The organism is Leptolyngbya sp. KIOST-1 (assembly GCF_000763385.1).
GTDB lineage: Bacteria > Cyanobacteriota > Cyanobacteriia > Phormidesmidales > Phormidesmidaceae > Nodosilinea.
In genome coordinates, this window is the sequence record NZ_JQFA01000002.1 from 477912 (window position 1) to 494329 (window position 16418).

Genomic DNA, 16418 nt, shown 5'->3' on the forward strand with positions numbered 1-16418 from the left:
ACTTCTGCTGCGCCAGAAGTGCGTTGCCCAAGCTTAATAGATAGCTTTTAATGTGGAATTTGCTTGTCAAATAAATTCTCCAAGCCTGTAGCTTACGCGCTTTTCTGAACACCTCAAAGAAAATTAAGGAGTTGGCAGCAACTCTAGTTTTCCCTTCCTCAATGCCTTTAGGCACAGTTTTACTTCCCAGTTGCAATCGCCAACTCATTCAGCGTACAGCCCAAAACTTCTAGCATCTTCTGCACCTGGGAAACGGTCATTTTGGGCGAATTATTGCTAGTTTCCCACACATAGATAGTCTTTTCGGTAACTCCCAGGGCATTGGCCACCTCGCGGCGGGTCAGGCCCGCACGGGTACGCAAATCCATCAGCGTGGCTTGCTGACTTTGGTCAGACATACTATACTGCTCGGTAATTACCGTTCGGTATAGAAAGAACGGTATATCTGCCGGTCGCGTTGAAGCTTCTTTCAGGGCGACTTGGTTTCACAGTTTCCCATTTTGTGGAGGGTTTCGCACCCTGCGTAGAGAGTCTTGCGGCAAAGATCCCAGGGTTTTTCAAAAACCCTGGGATCTGGATCCCTTTCATTGTCCCTTATTTGCCCAAAGCCATGGCAGACTTCATTCCCAACAGCGAATTCTACGAGCAGCCCCCCTCCGGCGGCTCCCCAGCGCCCGCCGACCCCCGCGAACCCGTGCGCGTCATCTTGCTCGGCAGCGCCAGCGGCATGGAACTCGTCATCGCCCATCTGCACCGCATCGGCTTTGCCGAACCCCGCGCCGGTCGCAAACCCCAGCTCGACCCCACCACCGGGCAGCCCATGCGCATTCTCACCAAATGGATCCGCCGCTGAGCCTATGCCCCCCTCGTCTCCATGCCAGTAGACCGAACCAGTTGCCCTGCCCGGCTGTATCACTACCCCACTGCCCCGCCAGTGGAATTGCTGGCGTCACCGCCTGGGGTTGGTCTGACCTCATCCAGAAACTGGGGCCTACGATGCAACGGCCATCGACCTTGCCCCAGAATGTGTGCGTTTCTTGTACGAACGGTATGGCAACCTGGTGAAACCAGCAGACCCACCCACTACGGGCAAAAGCTCCAGGCGGGCCAGTTCATCAGCAGCATTGCTAAGTTGATGGGCGGCGGCGGCCGGACACGGTGTGGCCAAGCTGCCCGAGGCGCTGGCGAGGGTTAAAGCGCAGTTGTCAGAGGTGCTAAGTTAACCGAAGGGCTCTGCTAAATCGAAGCACGGATTTGGGTAGGGGCAAACGGCCATTAGCCCCTACAAAGGGTGACTGCTGGTACAAAACCTCAGGGTCTGGATACTTAGCATGATCAAAACAAGGGCTGGTGGCCAATTTGGGATACAACAATGGGCAAAAACAACGGTAAAGCTGATCCCCTGACTGATGAATTCTCTGCGCTTGGACGCAGTTCAAAGAAGGATAAGTCCCCAAAAAAGGGCAAGCAGAAGGCGAAGAAAAAGCTCAAAAAAGAGCAGCTTCAGCCTACCGAGGCACCGGTTTTCCGCTACAGTTCGGAGTCGGAGGGCAGCTCTAAGCTCAAGAGCAAATTCTACGAAAATGAGCTGGCCCGGCTCCAGGTGGAGCTGGTCAAAATGCAGTACTGGGTCAAGCACACCGGCACCCGCATCGTGATTCTATTTGAAGGGCGCGATGCGGCGGGCAAGGGCGGCACCATCAAGCGCCTGACCGAGCCGCTCAACCCGCGCGGCTGTCGGGTGGTGGCCCTGGGTACCCCCAGCGATCGCGAAAAGACCGAGTGGTACTTTCAGCGCTACGTGGCCCACCTGCCCGCCGCTGGCGAGATCGTCTGCTTTGACCGCAGCTGGTACAACCGGGCCGGGGTGGAGCGGGTAATGGGCTTTTGCACCGACGAGCAGTACGACGAGTTTATGCACACCTGCCCCGAGTTTGAGCGCATGCTGGTGCGATCGGGGATCATTCTGCTGAAGTACTGGTTTTCGGTCAGCGACGAGGAGCAGGAGCGGCGGTTTCAGTCACGCCTCACCGACCCCGCCCGGCGCTGGAAACTCAGCCCTATGGATCTCGAATCGCGCGATCGCTGGGTGGAGTACTCCCAGGCCAAAGACGCCATGTTCACCCACACCAATATTCCCGAAGCGCCCTGGTTCACCGTCGAAGCCGACGACAAAAAGCGGGCACGGCTCAACTGCATCAGCCACGTGCTCAGCAAGATCGACTACATCGATATGACCCCCGAGCCGCTGGAGCTAACGCCGCGCAAAAAAGCTCCCGTCGACTACGAGCGATCGCCCATCAACGAGCAGTTTTTCGTACCCCAGCGCTACTGAGGGCACGCCCTATAGCTCGCCCAGCAGGGATTTGATGTCGGGCAGATCAAAAAAGGCGACGGTGGAGTCGATCAGCCGATCGCCCCAGAGGTTGAGGCGCAAAAAGTCGAGGTCGGCGTAGCGGCTGTCCTGCTCCAGAGCTTCGATACCCAGGCGAATGGCCTCCTGGCAGGCGGCGTTGGCGGCTCTGACCACGGGCACGCCGCAGTTGGTCTGGGAGTGCAGGGCTACGGCGATCGCCAGTTTGGGCTCGGGCTCATTGGCGGCCAGCTCCAGACTGGAGCGCCAGTACTCCACCGCCCGCTGGGCATCGCCCTGCTCGTAGAGCACCAGGCCAATGTTATTTACCGAAGGCCAAAACTCCGGCTCCGCCGCCACCGACTTTTCAAAGCTGGCGATCGCCTCGGCAAACTTTTCCTGCTTAAAGTAGGCGTTACCCAGGTCAAACAGGGCACTGGGGTTGTTGGGCTCCAGCCGTAGCCCCTGCTCCAGGAAGCTAGCGGCGCGCTGGGGGTTGTCCTGCTGCAGGTAGGCCGAGCCCAGGGCAAACAGCACCCGCGCATTGTCGGGCAGCAGGGTGCGGGCGCGATCGAGCAGGGGTAGAGCCTTGTCTACCTCGCTGCTCTGCAGGTAGAGCCCCCCCAGCAGGGCCAGCACCTGACCGTTGTTGGGGGCCAGCTGAGCCGCCAGCTGAGCCAGGGCCAGGGCTCGGCCAAACTGCTGAAACTCCGCCAGCTGCTGGGCCTCGTTGGCCAAAAACAGCCCCTGCTCGGTCATCAGGTCGTAGTCGAGGGGCAGCACATAGGGGGTGAGGGCCTGGGCGCGGACGGGCAGGGCGGGGGCCAGCAGTCCACAGAGAGTTAGCAGCGGCAGCAGGGAGAGGCGTTTTAGCACAGCAGAATCGGTGGGGTTGAATAGGAAATATATAAGAGTGTACGTCGGTTGCGAACCGTAGCCATCAGCAGCGGTGATTCTGCTGGGCAGCCCGGGCATTGCGCCGCCACATCGCCGGTTTGATCCGCCGCAGGGCCGAAGCCCGAAACCGCTCATCCCACTCGGCTTCTGATAGGGTAGCTAAATCGGCCAGATTTGGGGCCAGGTTTTGTGGGTAGGGCTGAAAGTCCTCGACGGCGGTGGGTTGGGCAAAGCGTTGGTTCCAGGGGCAGACATCCTGGCAGATGTCGCAGCCCGCCACCCAGTTATTCAGCTGCGCTGCCACGTCATCCGGCAGGGTTTCAGCCCGGTTTTCAATGGTGTGGTAGGCGATGCAGCGGTTGGCATCGACCACGTAGGGCTGGGTAATGGCCCCGGTGGGGCAGGCCTCCAGACAGCGGGTGCAGGTGCCGCAGTGGGCGGTGTGGGGCGAGTCGGGGGCCAGGGGCAGGGTGGTGATCAGCTCGCCCAAAAACACCCAGGAGCCGTACTGGCGGGTGATCAGGTTGCCGTTTTTGGCCACCCAGCCCAGGCCCGCCTGCTGGGCCCAGGCCTTGTCCTGCACGGGGCCGGTGTCGGCGTAGTAGCGGGCGTCGTGGCCAGCGGCGGCAATCCAGTCGGCCAGCGGTTTGAGCCGCTTTTGCAGAATGCGGTGGTAGTCGCGGCCCCAGGCGTAGCGCGAGATTTTGCCGTGGCTGGGGTCAGCGGAGTGGCGGTGGGGGGTGTAGTAGTTGAGGGCGACACAGACGAGCGATCGCGCCCCCGGCAGCACCTGACGGACGTCCTGACGCCTGGGGTTACCCATCCAGGCCATATCGGCCTGGTAGCCCTGGGCCAGCCAGCGCTGCAGGTGCCCTACCGCTGCGGCTTCCGTGTCGCTGGGAGACTCGTCCAGGGCGACAATGCCAACCAGGTCAAACCCCAGCCCGAGGGCATAGTCAATGACCGCCTGGCGATCGCGTGAGTCAGCAATGTCTGTCATCGATAACGTTTCCTGCGCCGGGAACCTGTCTCGATCCTAGCCAACGGTCGAACCGTAGATGCAGATTGCGAATCGAAAACTCCTCTTGACACAGGGCAGATCTACGAATAGGTTTAACCTTGCTGCGGTTGGCTTTTCGTCACGCGCCACAACTAGCGTTTAGGCTCGGTGCCAACCCCCACATATGCCACTTTCAGCCCCACTTATCCAGGCAAGGGTGTCTATGTTTAAGCTGTTGACCAAGTTTGACTACCTGCTGCGCGAAACCTTGCTGGGGCTGCGGCGCGGCGGTTGGATGAATTGGGCGGCGATTAGCACCATTACCGTCCTGCTGTTTTTGTTTGGCATCAGTCTGCAGTCGACCTGGCAACTGGAGCGGCTGCTCAACCAGTTTGGTAGCCAGCTAGAGGTGTCGGCCTACCTGCAAAGCGGCTTTCAGGCCAGCGATCTCAAGCCTGTGGTGGAGGCCTTTCCCGATGTGGTGGGGGTAACGCCAGTGACCAAAGAGTCGGCCTGGGCCGCCCTGGTGACCGATCTGGGGCTGTCGGATATTGCCGGGGCCACCGACCAGCTCAAGGGCAATCCCCTGGTCGATGAACTCAAGGTCAAGGCCAAGGATTCTGAGGCGGTACCGGCGATCGCGGCTCAGCTTGAGGCCCTCGACGGCATCGACGAAGTGCGCTACATCGACGAAGCCGTCACCCGGCTGGCCCAGCTCAACGACGGCCTCAAGTGGACCAGTTTGTTTGTGATCACCATTCTCACCCTCACCGCCACCGCCGTGATCACCACCACCATTCGCCTGATCGTCCTGGCCCGCCGCCGAGAAATTGAAGTCATGCAGCTGGTGGGGGCCACCCGAATCTGGATCTACCTGCCGTTTATTTTGCAGGGGGCCGCCTTTGGCCTGGCCGGAGCCACCGTCGCCTGGGGGCTGCTGTTTGCCGTGCAGCGCTTTTTGACCGAGCTGGCCGCCCAGCAGGCCGATTTCATTCAGTTTGTGGTCCAGGGGCTGCGGCTGACCCCCCAGCAGATGCTGCTACTGCCGGCGGCGCTGCTGGGGTTGGGTACTCTAGTAGGGTTAATGGGTAGCCTGCTGGCGGTGCGCAAGTTTTCGCTGCGATAGCTATTCTCCATACCCTCTGCGATGCCGTCTTCAAATAAAATGCCTCAAATAAAATGTTAGAGTCACGCCAATTTGGCCATAATAGCTACGGAGCAATGGACGGTCTGCTTTCCGTCAGCGAGGCATCACAATGAGTACAGTGCTAATTGTCGACGACAGCTCAACCCTGCGCGAAATGATTGCCGGGCTGCTGCTGAAAGCGGGTCTAACGGTGGTGGAAGCCAAAGACGGGGTGGAAGCCCAGGAAATGATTCAGGCCACCCCCCCCGACCTGGTGGTGCTCGATATCGTCATGCCCAACATGAATGGCTACGAACTCTGCCGCTGGATCAAAAATTCTGCCCCCACCCAAAACATTCCGGTCATCATCTGCTCCAGCAAAGCCGAAGAATTTGACCGCTACTGGGGCATGAAGCAGGGGGCCGACGCCTATATCACCAAGCCCTTTCGCCCCGCCGACATGATCAGCACCGTCAAGCAGTTGCTGCGCCCCTAGTCGTCTGCCAAGCCAAAGGTGACAGGTTAGTGGGGTACACGGTGCAAGGTGTACGGTTCACGGCAGTCCTTAAACGTACACCGTGTACCCTGCCTGCACCTTTAGACCGTTAGAGCCTGTCACAATCAGGTTGGTCAAGTACTAGTCGCTCTCCGCCGATATTTCCTGCTCCAGGGTTTCCTTGAGCGCCTCCAGCACCGTCAGCGGATCTGCCGACTGCTGCATAATGGCGGCTTCGGGGTCGTAGCGCTGCTCCATGTCGGGCAGGTCTTCGCGCAGTTCCTCCAGCAGCGCGATGATCTTGGCAATTTTTTTCTCCGATAGCAGATTGAGCTGAAGCATTAGCTGAGTGCGCTGTTCGGCAAAGTTTTCCTGCCGGTTTTGGCGAATCAGTACCCCGGTAGAAATCAGCAGGGCGGCCGCATCTAGCCCCTGATCGGCCCAGCTAAAGGTGGGAAGCGCGATCGGCAGCAGGCCGGTGTGGTTGAGCCAGTCACCCGCCAACCACAGCCCCAGCCCCCCCAGCAGCAGGTACAGAAACCCAGGCCGACTAAACCATGAGGCCACCACCTCCAGCAACCGCTCGGGAGGGGCGACATCCTTGGACTCCTGGCGGTGGATAGCAATGATCGCCTCAATGTTTTCGGCAATGGGATCGGGCAGCGGGGCGGTTAAAATGCGCTGGGGAGCCGAGCGACGAAACCACGATCGCGGCTGGTGCGCCGCCGATTGGGAAGCGGAAGATGGGGTGGAATTGGCCATGACAGTATTTTATCAGCGGGCTTGGGGCAGGGCGGGGCAGAAATTGACTGGATCTGGATATGCCATTGGGCCGACCTTGGAGTACTATTCCGTAGGTTGAGGCATTGGCGCAGCCGCTCAAAACGACCCCTGCCCCATGGTTCAGCCGGTCTAACGGCGTCTTTCTGCGATGGCCTGCACTCTGGAGATGTGACCTTGGCTCGTCCGATTGTGCTAGCGGTGTTTAACGGCAAGGGCGGCGTGGGCAAAACCACCACCGCCGTCAACCTGGCGGCGGTCTTTGCCGAAACCCGCTCGGTGCTGCTGGTGGATGCTGATCCCCAGGGGTCGGCCCTGTGGTGGACGGGCCGCAGCCCTACGGATTTGGGCTTTGAGGTCAAGGCTGAAATCAACCCGGCCCGGCTGGCCCGGCTGGGCCAGGAGCACGACCACAGCCTGATTATTGTCGATACGCCCCCAGCCCTGGGGTCCGCGACCCTGGCGGCGGTGATTCCGGCGGCCAGCTACCTGCTGCTGCCCACGCCCCCCGCTCCGATGGATCTGGCAGTTTTGATTACTACAGTGAATGAAGCGGTAGCGCCCAGCGGGGTATCCCATCGAGTATTGTTGACGAAGGTGGATTCCCGCAGCGTCGGCGAAGCCATTGAAGCTCAGAACACGCTGCTGGAGCTCAAGATTCCGGCCTGCAATGCGTTTGTTCGCACCTACAAAGCCCACGAACGCGCCGCGCTGGAGGGCCTGCCGGTGCTCAAGTGGCGCGGCCCCAACAGCCAGGAGGCCCGTTCTGACTACTGCCGAGTTGCCGAAGAACTACAGCGAGACTGGACCCAGCCATGACTAAAAAACGCCTCTCTGACCTGCTCAAAGAAGAAGTGAACAAGGCTGACGTCCCAGAGGCCGCTGCTGCCGAAACCGAGGCCACCCCCAAGCCAGTTGCCAGTCGGCGGGCGTCGTCGTCGCGCCGCACCGCCACCAGCCGCAAGGCAAGCGGATCGGCCACCGCCAGCGCTAAGGGCAGTCGCGCTAAAGCGACGGCCAAACCCACCAAACCACCGGAACCAGAGGCTGAGGCGATCGCCGCACCGCCCCCTCCTCCCCCCACGCCCCAGCCCGACGCCTCAACTACCGTTCCGGACGACCTGACCCAGCGCCTGAGCACCCTGGAGGCCGACCTGGCGACCACTCAAAAAGACAAAGCCCGGCTGGAAAAAACCGTCGCTGGCCTGCAAAAGGACCTGGAGACTCAGCAGAGCCGCCTGTTTGAGTTGAAGGACAGCCTGGCCCAGGCCGAGACCGCTACCGCCGCCAAGGCGGAGGCCCTGGCCCAGGTACAGGCGGAACTGGATGAGGCCAAGCAGACCATTCTGAAACTCACCGCTGCCCCGGTGGCAAAGGCCACTCCCAGCCGCATTTCTGGGGTGGATGTTTTGCCCCGCCGCCCGGTGGAGGCCAAGGCGAACCAGCCCACCTATCGCCGGGGCGTACCTGAATACGCCATTCAAAAGGGGCAGCCCAACTCGATGCTAAGCGATGCCGATATTGGCTGGGTCGATTAGCTAGGGCTGGGTGCCCACAGCTAGGACCGGGGGCGATCGCTTCGGGCTGTCGCAGACTCTGCCATCCCCGCTGGCGAAGCTGGTGAATCACTGCGGCGAGAACGGCGTCCCCGGCCCGGGTGGTATCCTGTCCGGGCACCACCCGGGCCGAAATGGCTAGGCAGTGCTGGGGCATGCTCCGTCGGTGAGCAGCACCGCCTGGGCGCAGGGAAACTGGCGACCAATCTCGGCGGCGGAGTCGGTGCCCAGCAGCCCCGCCGTCCACCTCAAGCAGGCGATCGACCAGGCATTCGCCCAAACAGATAGCCCAGACAGATAACAGGTGCAGTCACAGGCGGTGGTGGTGAGGGTGTGGGTTCGGACCACAGCCCTTAGACAGCTTATGTCCAACGGTAGGTGAGAAAAACTAATTTCAACATCATATTAAGAAAAACAACAAGGTATGGTTCATGGCTAGCTCGGTTGAGTTTAAGCTGTTTGCGCCTTATAGCGAAGGCGCTATTTTATTTGGGTCTTTTTCTGACTGGCAGGATGTAGCCATGGAAAAAGGCAAGGACGGCTATTTTCGCACCTCAATAGACCTAGAAGACGGCCGCCACGAGTACAAGTTTCGGGTGCAGTCAAAAAGTTTCTTTCTAGAGCCTGACGAGTGGGTTGAAGTTATTGATCCCAGGGCTAAGCACGTCAATGAAACCGATCAAAACACTGTTATCTACATCAAAGATGGTGAACCCATTGTCGATGACTACGTGTGGAATCACGACGACAAAGGGCTGCCTCAAAACGAAGAGTTGGTTATATACGAAATTCTGGTCAGCGACTTCTCTGGCGGTGAAGATGACCCCTATCCCCGCGGTCAGTTAAAACACATTACCGAAAAGCTAGACTACCTGTGCGAGCTGGGCGTCAATGCGATCGAGCTGATGCCAATCCAGGAGTTTCCTGGGGAACAGGGCTGGGGGTACAACACCCACCACTACTTTGCTGTGGAGTCCAGCTACGGCACCTCAAAAGATTTTAAACAGCTGGTAGACGAGTGCCACGCCAGGGGCATTCGCGTCATTTTAGATATCATTTTGAACCACTCCGGCTCCGAAGCACCCCTGACTAAAATCGACTACACCTACTGGTACCGGCGCGAGCCCAAGGATGCCGAGTACAACTGGGGTCCAGAATTTGACTACGACCACTACGACGAACATCTGGATTGTTTCCCCGCCCGAGACTTTGTCAAAGACGTCGTTCGTTTCTGGATTTCGGAGTACCACATCGACGGCTACCGATTTGATGCCGTCAGTCAAATGGGCCACTTTGACTTTTTGCAGGAAATCGCCAGCCAGAACTCCCAGGATGCTCAGCCCAAACCGTTTTATAACATTGGCGAACTGATTCCAGAGTCCCCCGACGCCACCAATTTAGATGGCCCCCTCGACGGCTGCTGGCGCGACGGTTTTTTGCACAATCTGGCGCCCATGCTGTGGGGCGAGGACACCGATATCGAAACCGTTAAAGAACTGGTCGATGCCAAGCGATCGGGCTATCTAGGAGCGGTCAACGCCATCACCTACCTCAGCAACCACGACCACGACCACCTGATGGTGCAGTTAGCCAACCACGACATTTTTGATCAGGAGGCCTTTAAGCGAGCCAGACTGGGGGCAGTCTTTGTGATGACAGCCATGGGCGTACCCCTGATCTGGATGGGGGAAGAGTTTGGTGCCTACAAGCCCAAGTCTCTGGACCCCAACAAGATCGATTGGTCGCTCTTGAAAAATGATTCCAATCGCGGTCTGTTTGAGCACTACAAAGGGCTGATTCAACTGCGGAAAGAGAACCACGCCCTGCGTACCGAAAACGTCGAGTTTTTCTTTGAAGACCCCGAGTCTAAGGTGCTGGCCTACGTGCGCTGGAACGATGAGGGCTCTACAATCGCCGTCGTCGTCAACTTCTCCGGGCAGTACCTGGCTGACTACAGCGTGCATAACTTTCCTCGCAGCGGCACCTGGCACGAATGGGTGAATGACCACGACGTTGAGGTTCACGACGGGGTTCTAACCCTTGATTTACCCGAATACGAAGCTAAGGTGCTGATTTAGGGCAGAGTACACCGCCACGAGCCGACAGCCTACCACAGCATTAAAGGAAGTTTTATGCAGCTCAAGCCCATCCATCAACAGGTCGTTGTCGTCATTGGGGCGTCTAGCGGCATCGGTCGCAGTGCGGCCCTGGAATTTGCCCGGCGCGGTGCTCAACTCACGGTGGCGGCCCGCAACCAGGAGGGGTTGACATCGCTGGTGGGGGAAATCGAGCGGCTGGGGGCCAAGGCGATCGCCGTACCCGCCGACGTCGCTGACTTTGATCAGGTGAATGCGATCGCCGAGGCCACCGTCGCCGCCTTTGGCCGCATCGACACCTGGGCTAACTGCGCCGCCGCCGGTATCCTCGCCCCCTTCGAGACCATGACCATTGAGGAGTTCCGCCGCGTCATCGATGTCACCCTGATGGGCCAGGTTTACGGGGCCAAAGTGGCCCTGCCCCACCTGAAACAAGCCGGGGGCGGCTCGCTGATCGCCGTTTCGTCCATGGAAGGACGCCGGGCGCTGCCGCTGCAAAGCCCCTACTCCACCGCCAAGCACGGGCTGGAGGGCTTTCTCGAATCCCTGCGGGTAGAGCTAGCCCACGACGGACAGGCCATCAACGTCACCAGCATTAAACCTGCGGTGATCAACACCCCCTTCTACAACCACATGCGAACCAAAGTCGGCGTCAAACCCACCGGCCTGCCGCCCTACTACGATCCCCAACTGGTGGCCGACGCGGTTGTGCTGGCGGCGGAACATCCCCTGCGCGACTACATCGTGGGCGATGTGGGTCGCCTGCTCGATCTGACCCAGCGGCTGTCGCCAGAGCTAGTAGACCTGGCCCTCGGCCTGGTCGGCTTTCAGGGACAGCGCACCGAGGAGCCCAAGTCTGCCCAGGACCCCGACAATTTGTTTGAACCGATGCCGGGCTACCAAAAGGTCAAGGGAGATTTTGACCACCTCACCCTTCCCAGTATTTCCGACTGGCTGATCCAAAAACTGATGGGCCGCTAGGGTCTGTTATCGCAGCAGCACTAGTTGTTGGCTGAGTAGCCCTGGATATTTTCGGGGCGAAACTGGCGCAGGATGGGGGTAGCCTGGCGCACGGTGGACTCAGAACCGCGCACCACTACCAAAAACTTGCCGTCGTCAAGGCGATTGCGGTACGACAGCGCATCGCCGCTGCCGATCGCCACCCCAACTCCACCGCCAATAAAGAAAGCGCCCATTGCTGCCGAGCCCGCCCCCAGCAGTCCGCCGAGAATCTGGTTGCCGAGCCGCCCCGCAAAGGCAAAGGTATCCAGCCCGGTAATGTTGTTAAACACAAACCCGGCCGCAAAGCCAAAGGGCACCAGCCACAGCATCATCAGGCGGATTTGCTTCCAGGCCTGGTTGGCGGGGTCGATCAGACCGTACTCGTCGGCACTCTTGAAGCCCTTGCCCAGTATATCAATATTGTCCTGGGGCAGGCTGGCCTGCTCCAGGGCGGCGTAGGCTTCTTCGGCTTTGATGCGATTCTCTAAAACGGCGACCAGGTAATTCATTGCAGGTGACGAGAGGGCAATGGACAGGGGGCAACACAAACGGTGGGTATAGCCCCATTTGATATTATGACCTGCCAGCGATCGCCCCAGGGCCAGGTCGTCCATTGATCCAAATCGAGATCTCCGGTCTGTTGCGATCGCCCCGGTCAGATCAGGTCTGTCCCCCAGGACACACCGTAGACCACTGATCCAGATTGGCCCGCGACTGAATAAAGCCGGTCAGTTCCCCCCGGTAGGCGATCAGGCGGGCGCGATCGGCGGAGGTGGGCGGTATCAGCACCACCAGGCGATCGACCGAGGCGGCGGCGCAGGCCCAGTCGCTGGCCGCTACGGCCTCAGCCAAAAGGGCTTGACGCTGCACAATTTCAGCCTGTTTAGCAGCCTCGGCCCGATCGCGGGCAATGTAGGTTTCCATATTGCGAATGGCGGCGGTGGCGTAGCGATCGCCCGGTCGAAACCCCAGGGCCCGGCGAAAGTTGATCAGTGCTGTGTGGTAGTCCTTGCGCTCGGCGGCGGAGTAGCCCGCCAGCATAGCGTAGCGGTAGGACTGCGCTCGCGATTGCTGGCGCGACTGCTTGAGGCGGCTCTGGGGGGAAACCTCTGCCGCCGCCGCTGCATCCAACAGCGCCGGAGTCTTAGCCACCGCCTGCCCCAAACCACCGCCTGCCAGAGCCAACCCCAGCGCCAAGCCCGTCGCTACCTTGCCCACAGTCCCCATCGCTGCCATCCTTATTGCTGCCACGCTACACGCCTGTTTAGGGTAGCGAATTTTTGAGCAGCCGCAGCACCAATCTCTGCCAGCCCTGGGTACCGTCCCTAGGTCGAGCGGTTCAGAGCTTTAGCAGTCAGAGATCCCGCAATCATGGCGGCCAGAAACAGCAGCGGATTGGCAGACCCCAAACCTAGGGCCGCGATCGCCGGGCCCGGACAATACCCCCCCAGCCCCCAACCCACGCCGAATAGGGCGGCACCGAGCACCAGGGGGCGATCGATATCGTTGCGGGTGGGCAGGTAAAACTTGCGGTCAAACAGCGGGGTGGGCCGCCGTAACACAAACCGAAAGCTGATCAGCGTCACCACCACGGCCCCACCCAGGACAAAGGCTAAGGTGGCATCCCAACGGCCAAACAGGTCGAGAAAGCCGATCACCCGCTGGGGGTCGATCATCTGCGAAAAGCCCAGGCCCAGGCCAAACAGTAGCCCGGCGGCCAGGGCCACCAGGTTTTGGGCCAGGGTGTTGGGGGTGGATGCGCTACGGGTAGTCATAGTAGTTCCTTCTAAATTGCGCTAGGCTCAGCCCAGCAGGTGGCGGGTGATGAATACAGTGACAATGCCGGTGGCCATAAAGCTGAGGACAGCGACGAGCGATCGCCCCGACAGCCGCCCCAGCCCGCAGACCCCATGGCCGCTGGTGCAGCCATTGCCCAGGCGGGTGCCGTAGCCCACCAGCAGCCCGGCCACCACCATGGTGACCGGGGCGAAGGGGTAGGTGGGGGTGGGCTGCGGGGCCAGGGCATATTCGTACACCAGCCCCCCAACCACCAATCCCAGCAAAAACAGCCAGCGCCAGGCCTCAGCGGCGGCAAAGGTCATAGCCCCATTCACCATGCCGCTGATGCCCGCAATTCGCCCGTTGAAGGCCAGCAGCAGCGTGGCACTGAGGCCAATTAGAATGCCGCCAAACAGGCCGCAGAGCCATTCCGTAGGCATGACAAATCCTCAATTGGCTAATTAACGATATAGTAATATAGTTTATCGCTAAATAGAACTCTGCTTCGACGTTCTCCTTGAGCTGCGGTATCCATATCGTCCCTACGCTCCAGCGTAGGGACGATTTCGAGGGTTCCTGTCACCGGCGTTGCTGAATTGAGTAATGAATCTGTAAACTTGACATCCTTTCATCGCCCCCTAAATCCCCCTATTCTGGGGGACTTTGAGATTTCGGCTCCCCCAGAATTGGGGAGCTGGGGGGCATATCATACCTGCATTCAGCAACGCCCCATCACCAACCTAGGGTTTTTGTACCCGCCGGTCAGTCAGCGGCTTAGCCCGCTTGATGAATTCCTTGTCGAAGGTATATAGGGTAGAGCAGTGCTGGCTGGTGGCTAAATACAGGGCGTCAGCAAAATCCAGGCCATTTTCGTACCACTGCAGGACCTGGGCGATGAGGTTTTCATTGGTGAGGTACACATTGGGTAGCCCAAAGACCTTTCTCAAAGCGGTGCAAATCTCATGGGCATTGAAGTCGTAGGCAAAGCGTAATACCCCTTCCGTCTCTAAAATCACTGTGTCTGGGACAAAGATTTCGGGGTTTTGAAAGAGGTCTACGCTGGCCCTGTGCTGGGCTTCGTCATCCTGGGTGATGAGCCGCACCAGTATGTTAGTGTCAACGGCGATCATGCCACTGCTCCAGCACGCCCTGGCGCAGAGCAAGATCCATATCCTCCAAGGTTTTAGGTTGACCTGCGTATTTTAGGCAACCTGCCACCTCGGCCAGGGTGGTAGGTTCAAATGGCTTTTTGGGTTTGAGCAAAATACCCTCGCCCACATCCACGGCGATCAGTTCCTGCCCCGCCTCCCAGTGGTGGGCGACCCGCAGCGCTTTTGGGGATAATCACCTGACCTTTGCTCGACAGACGAGTGATTTCCATAGGTGCATGAACCTTGGCAGGTAAGACATTAGTAAGACTTTAGCACGCCGTTCTGGCCAGGGCTGAGTCCCCAGGGGCCCGGTGCCGCTACGGGGGAGCCAGCCTCTACAATAGAAAGAACCGCTAATTGTACGAGTACCCCTGGTCCATGACTGACGCCGCCATTTCTACCGCCACCACCTCCGCCTCGATCTCCGATGCGGTAGAGCAACGGCGCAATTTTGCCATCATCTCCCACCCCGACGCCGGTAAAACGACGCTGACCGAAAAGCTGCTGCTCTACGGGGGTGCCATTCAGGAGGCGGGGGCGGTGAAGGCGAAGCGGGCCCAGCGCAGTGCGACGTCGGATTGGATGGAGCTGGAGCAGCAGCGGGGAATTTCGATCACCTCCACGGTGCTCCAGTTTGCCTACGGCGGCTACACCATCAACCTGCTGGACACCCCCGGCCACCAGGACTTTAGCGAAGACACCTACCGGACTTTGGCCGCCGCCGACAACGCGGTGATGCTGGAGGACGCCGCCAAAGGTCTGGAACCCCAGACCCTGAAACTGTTTGAGGTGTGCCGCCTGCGGGCTCTGCCCATCTTCACTTTTTTCAACAAGATGGACCGCCCCGCCCGCGAACCCCTGGAACTGCTCGATGAGATCGAGCAGCGGCTGGGGCTGCAAACCTACGCGGTCAACTGGCCCATCGGCATGGGCGATCGCTTCAAGGGCGTATTTGACCGTCGCCACCGCCAGATCCATCTGTTCGAGCGCAGCATCCACGGCAAGCGCGCCGCCAAAAAGACGGTAATTGACCTGGGCGACCCGGCGATCGAAGACCTGCTGGATCAGGATCTCTACTACCAGTTCAAAGAGGAGCTGGAGGTGATCGAAGAACTCGGCCCCGAGCTGGATCTCGACGCGGTTCACGCCGGGCAGCAGACCCCGGTGTTCTTCGGCAGCGCCATGACCAACTTCGGCGTGCAGCTCTTCCTCGACGCCTTTTTGGACTACGCCCTCAAACCTTCCCCCCGCAGCAGCACCCTGGGGGAGATTCCCCCCACCAACGAAGACTTTTCCGGGTTTGTGTTCAAGCTGCAGGCGAATATGGACCCCAAACACCGCGATCGCATCGCCTTTGTGCGGGTGTGCTCGGGCAAGTTTGAAAAAGACATGGTGGTCAGCCACGCCCGCAGCGGCAAGTCGGTGCGGCTGTCGCACCCCCAAAAGCTGTTTGGCCAGGGCCGCGAATCGCTGGAGGAGGCCTACCCCGGCGACGTGATTGGCCTCAACAACCCCGGCGTATTTGCCATCGGCGACACCATCTACCAGGGCAAGCGCCTGGAGTACGACGGCATCCCCTGCTTTTCGCCGGAGATCTTCGCCTACCTGAAGAACCCCAACCCCTCTAAGTACAAGCAATTCCAGAAGGGGGTTTCCGAACTGCGAGAAGAGGGGGCGGTGCAGATCATGTTCTCCGCCGACGAGTCGAAGCGCGACCCGATTTTGGCGGCGGTGGGTCAGCTCCAGCTGGAGGTGGTGCAGTACCGGCTGCAAAACGAGTACAACGTGGAGACTCGCATTGAGCCCCTGCCCTACTCCGTGGCCCGCTGGGTAGAGGGCGGCTGGGAAGCCCTGGAGGCGGCGGGGCGGCTGTTCAACACCGTCACCGTCAAGGACAGTTGGGATCGTCCGGTGCTCTTGTTTAAAAACGAGTGGAACTGCCAGCAGGTGATGACCGACCACCCGAAGCTGAAACTGAGCGCGATCGCCCCCGTGGTCTCCGGCAAAGAACCTGAATCGCTTTAGGTTGACACTATGGTTTCCCAGCTCCAATCCGCTGATCTTGTCTATCCAGAAAGCGACGGCAAGCCTATGGCCGACAAAACCCAGCAGTTTCGCTGGATTGTAGTTATTCAGCAGAACCTGGACTGGCTATTTGCCGATCGCCCCGATGTCTTTGTCG

20 protein-coding genes are annotated in these 16418 nt (G+C 59.6%); 9 read left to right on the forward strand and 11 right to left on the reverse strand.

What is annotated here, in order from left to right; translation table 11 throughout:
* Window positions 1-179 precede the first annotated feature (179 nt).
* A complete protein-coding gene (locus NF78_RS02260; RefSeq protein ID WP_052049640.1) occupies window positions 180-398 on the reverse strand; it encodes a helix-turn-helix transcriptional regulator in 219 nt (72 codons plus the stop codon).
* 212 nt (window positions 399-610) lie between these two features.
* Between NF78_RS02260 and NF78_RS02265 the strand changes: the two genes are divergently transcribed.
* Entirely contained in the window at window positions 611-853 is a 243-nt protein-coding gene (locus tag NF78_RS02265; RefSeq protein ID WP_035984643.1) for a hypothetical protein, read from the forward strand.
* 519 nt (window positions 854-1372) lie between these two features.
* Window positions 1373-2335, forward strand: a complete 963-nt coding sequence (ppk2, locus tag NF78_RS02270) for a polyphosphate kinase 2 (RefSeq protein ID WP_035984644.1) — start codon at window positions 1373-1375, stop codon at window positions 2333-2335.
* 9 nt (window positions 2336-2344) lie between these two features.
* Here ppk2 and NF78_RS02275 read toward each other — a convergent pair whose 3' ends face one another.
* Complete coding sequence (locus NF78_RS02275) at window positions 2345-3229, reverse strand: tetratricopeptide repeat protein (protein ID WP_035984645.1); 885 nt, start codon at window positions 3227-3229, stop codon at window positions 2345-2347.
* 64 nt (window positions 3230-3293) lie between these two features.
* Window positions 3294-4250, reverse strand: a complete 957-nt coding sequence (gene queG / locus NF78_RS02280) for a tRNA epoxyqueuosine(34) reductase QueG (protein ID WP_197064746.1) — start codon at window positions 4248-4250, stop codon at window positions 3294-3296.
* Between the two features lie 223 nt (window positions 4251-4473).
* On the opposite strand from queG, the gene NF78_RS02285 reads away from it, so the two are divergent.
* Both NF78_RS02285 and NF78_RS02290 read left to right on the forward strand, forming a co-directional pair.
* The gene (locus NF78_RS02285; protein ID WP_035984647.1) at window positions 4474-5376 is read left to right on the forward strand and encodes a cell division protein FtsX; all 903 of its coding nucleotides are present in this window, start codon (window positions 4474-4476) and stop codon (window positions 5374-5376) included.
* A gap of 130 nt (window positions 5377-5506) precedes the next feature.
* Window positions 5507-5872, forward strand: coding sequence for a response regulator transcription factor (locus tag NF78_RS02290; protein ID WP_035984648.1), 366 nt, complete (start codon window positions 5507-5509; stop codon window positions 5870-5872).
* 141 nt (window positions 5873-6013) lie between these two features.
* Here the strand turns inward: NF78_RS02290 and NF78_RS02295 are convergent, their stop codons facing one another.
* Window positions 6014-6634: a DUF1003 domain-containing protein gene (locus NF78_RS02295; protein WP_035984650.1), complete on the reverse strand. Its 621-nt coding sequence runs from the start codon at window positions 6632-6634 to the stop codon at window positions 6014-6016.
* 189 nt (window positions 6635-6823) lie between these two features.
* On the opposite strand from NF78_RS02295, the gene NF78_RS02300 reads away from it, so the two are divergent.
* Together NF78_RS02300 and NF78_RS02305 are read left to right on the forward strand one after the other, a co-directional pair.
* Complete coding sequence (locus NF78_RS02300) at window positions 6824-7471, forward strand: ParA family protein (RefSeq protein WP_035984651.1); 648 nt, start codon at window positions 6824-6826, stop codon at window positions 7469-7471.
* Complete coding sequence (locus NF78_RS02305) at window positions 7468-8190, forward strand: hypothetical protein (RefSeq protein WP_035984653.1); 723 nt, start codon at window positions 7468-7470, stop codon at window positions 8188-8190. The genes NF78_RS02300 and NF78_RS02305 overlap by 4 nt, the downstream gene beginning before the upstream one ends.
* A 156-nt stretch (window positions 8191-8346) precedes the next feature.
* Here the strand turns inward: NF78_RS02305 and NF78_RS02310 are convergent, their stop codons facing one another.
* Window positions 8347-8556: a hypothetical protein gene (locus NF78_RS02310; RefSeq protein WP_035984655.1), complete on the reverse strand. Its 210-nt coding sequence runs from the start codon at window positions 8554-8556 to the stop codon at window positions 8347-8349.
* A gap of 83 nt (window positions 8557-8639) precedes the next feature.
* On the opposite strand from NF78_RS02310, the gene NF78_RS02315 reads away from it, so the two are divergent.
* Complete coding sequence (locus NF78_RS02315; protein ID WP_035984656.1) at window positions 8640-10286, forward strand: alpha-amylase family glycosyl hydrolase; 1647 nt, start codon at window positions 8640-8642, stop codon at window positions 10284-10286.
* Window positions 10287-10340: 54 nt separating this feature from the next.
* Window positions 10341-11285: an SDR family oxidoreductase gene (locus NF78_RS02320; RefSeq protein ID WP_035984657.1), complete on the forward strand. Its 945-nt coding sequence runs from the start codon at window positions 10341-10343 to the stop codon at window positions 11283-11285.
* A gap of 20 nt (window positions 11286-11305) precedes the next feature.
* Here the strand turns inward: NF78_RS02320 and NF78_RS02325 are convergent, their stop codons facing one another.
* The 6 genes from NF78_RS02325 to NF78_RS32765 form a co-directional block, all read right to left on the reverse strand.
* Complete coding sequence (locus NF78_RS02325) at window positions 11306-11815, reverse strand: hypothetical protein (RefSeq protein ID WP_035984659.1); 510 nt, start codon at window positions 11813-11815, stop codon at window positions 11306-11308.
* A 151-nt stretch (window positions 11816-11966) separates the two neighbouring features.
* Window positions 11967-12533, reverse strand: a complete 567-nt coding sequence (locus NF78_RS02330; protein WP_225885209.1) for a hypothetical protein — start codon at window positions 12531-12533, stop codon at window positions 11967-11969.
* Between the two features lie 98 nt (window positions 12534-12631).
* Window positions 12632-13081, reverse strand: a complete 450-nt coding sequence (locus tag NF78_RS02335; protein WP_052049642.1) for a DUF6691 family protein — start codon at window positions 13079-13081, stop codon at window positions 12632-12634.
* 27 nt (window positions 13082-13108) lie between these two features.
* Window positions 13109-13525 carry a YeeE/YedE family protein gene (locus NF78_RS02340; protein ID WP_035984661.1) on the reverse strand — a complete coding sequence of 139 codons (417 nt, stop codon included), beginning with the start codon at window positions 13523-13525 and terminating at the stop codon, window positions 13109-13111.
* A gap of 300 nt (window positions 13526-13825) precedes the next feature.
* Window positions 13826-14215, reverse strand: a complete 390-nt coding sequence (locus NF78_RS02345) for a type II toxin-antitoxin system VapC family toxin (RefSeq protein ID WP_035984662.1) — start codon at window positions 14213-14215, stop codon at window positions 13826-13828.
* Window positions 14202-14369, reverse strand: a complete 168-nt coding sequence (locus tag NF78_RS32765; RefSeq protein ID WP_263970530.1) for a hypothetical protein — start codon at window positions 14367-14369, stop codon at window positions 14202-14204. Before NF78_RS32765 ends, NF78_RS02345 begins: the two co-directional genes overlap by 14 nt.
* Before the next feature lie 245 nt (window positions 14370-14614).
* On the opposite strand from NF78_RS32765, the gene prfC reads away from it, so the two are divergent.
* Complete coding sequence (gene prfC / locus NF78_RS02355) at window positions 14615-16261, forward strand: peptide chain release factor 3 (RefSeq protein WP_052049644.1); 1647 nt, start codon at window positions 14615-14617, stop codon at window positions 16259-16261.
* Window positions 16262-16418: the final 157 nt, after the last annotated feature.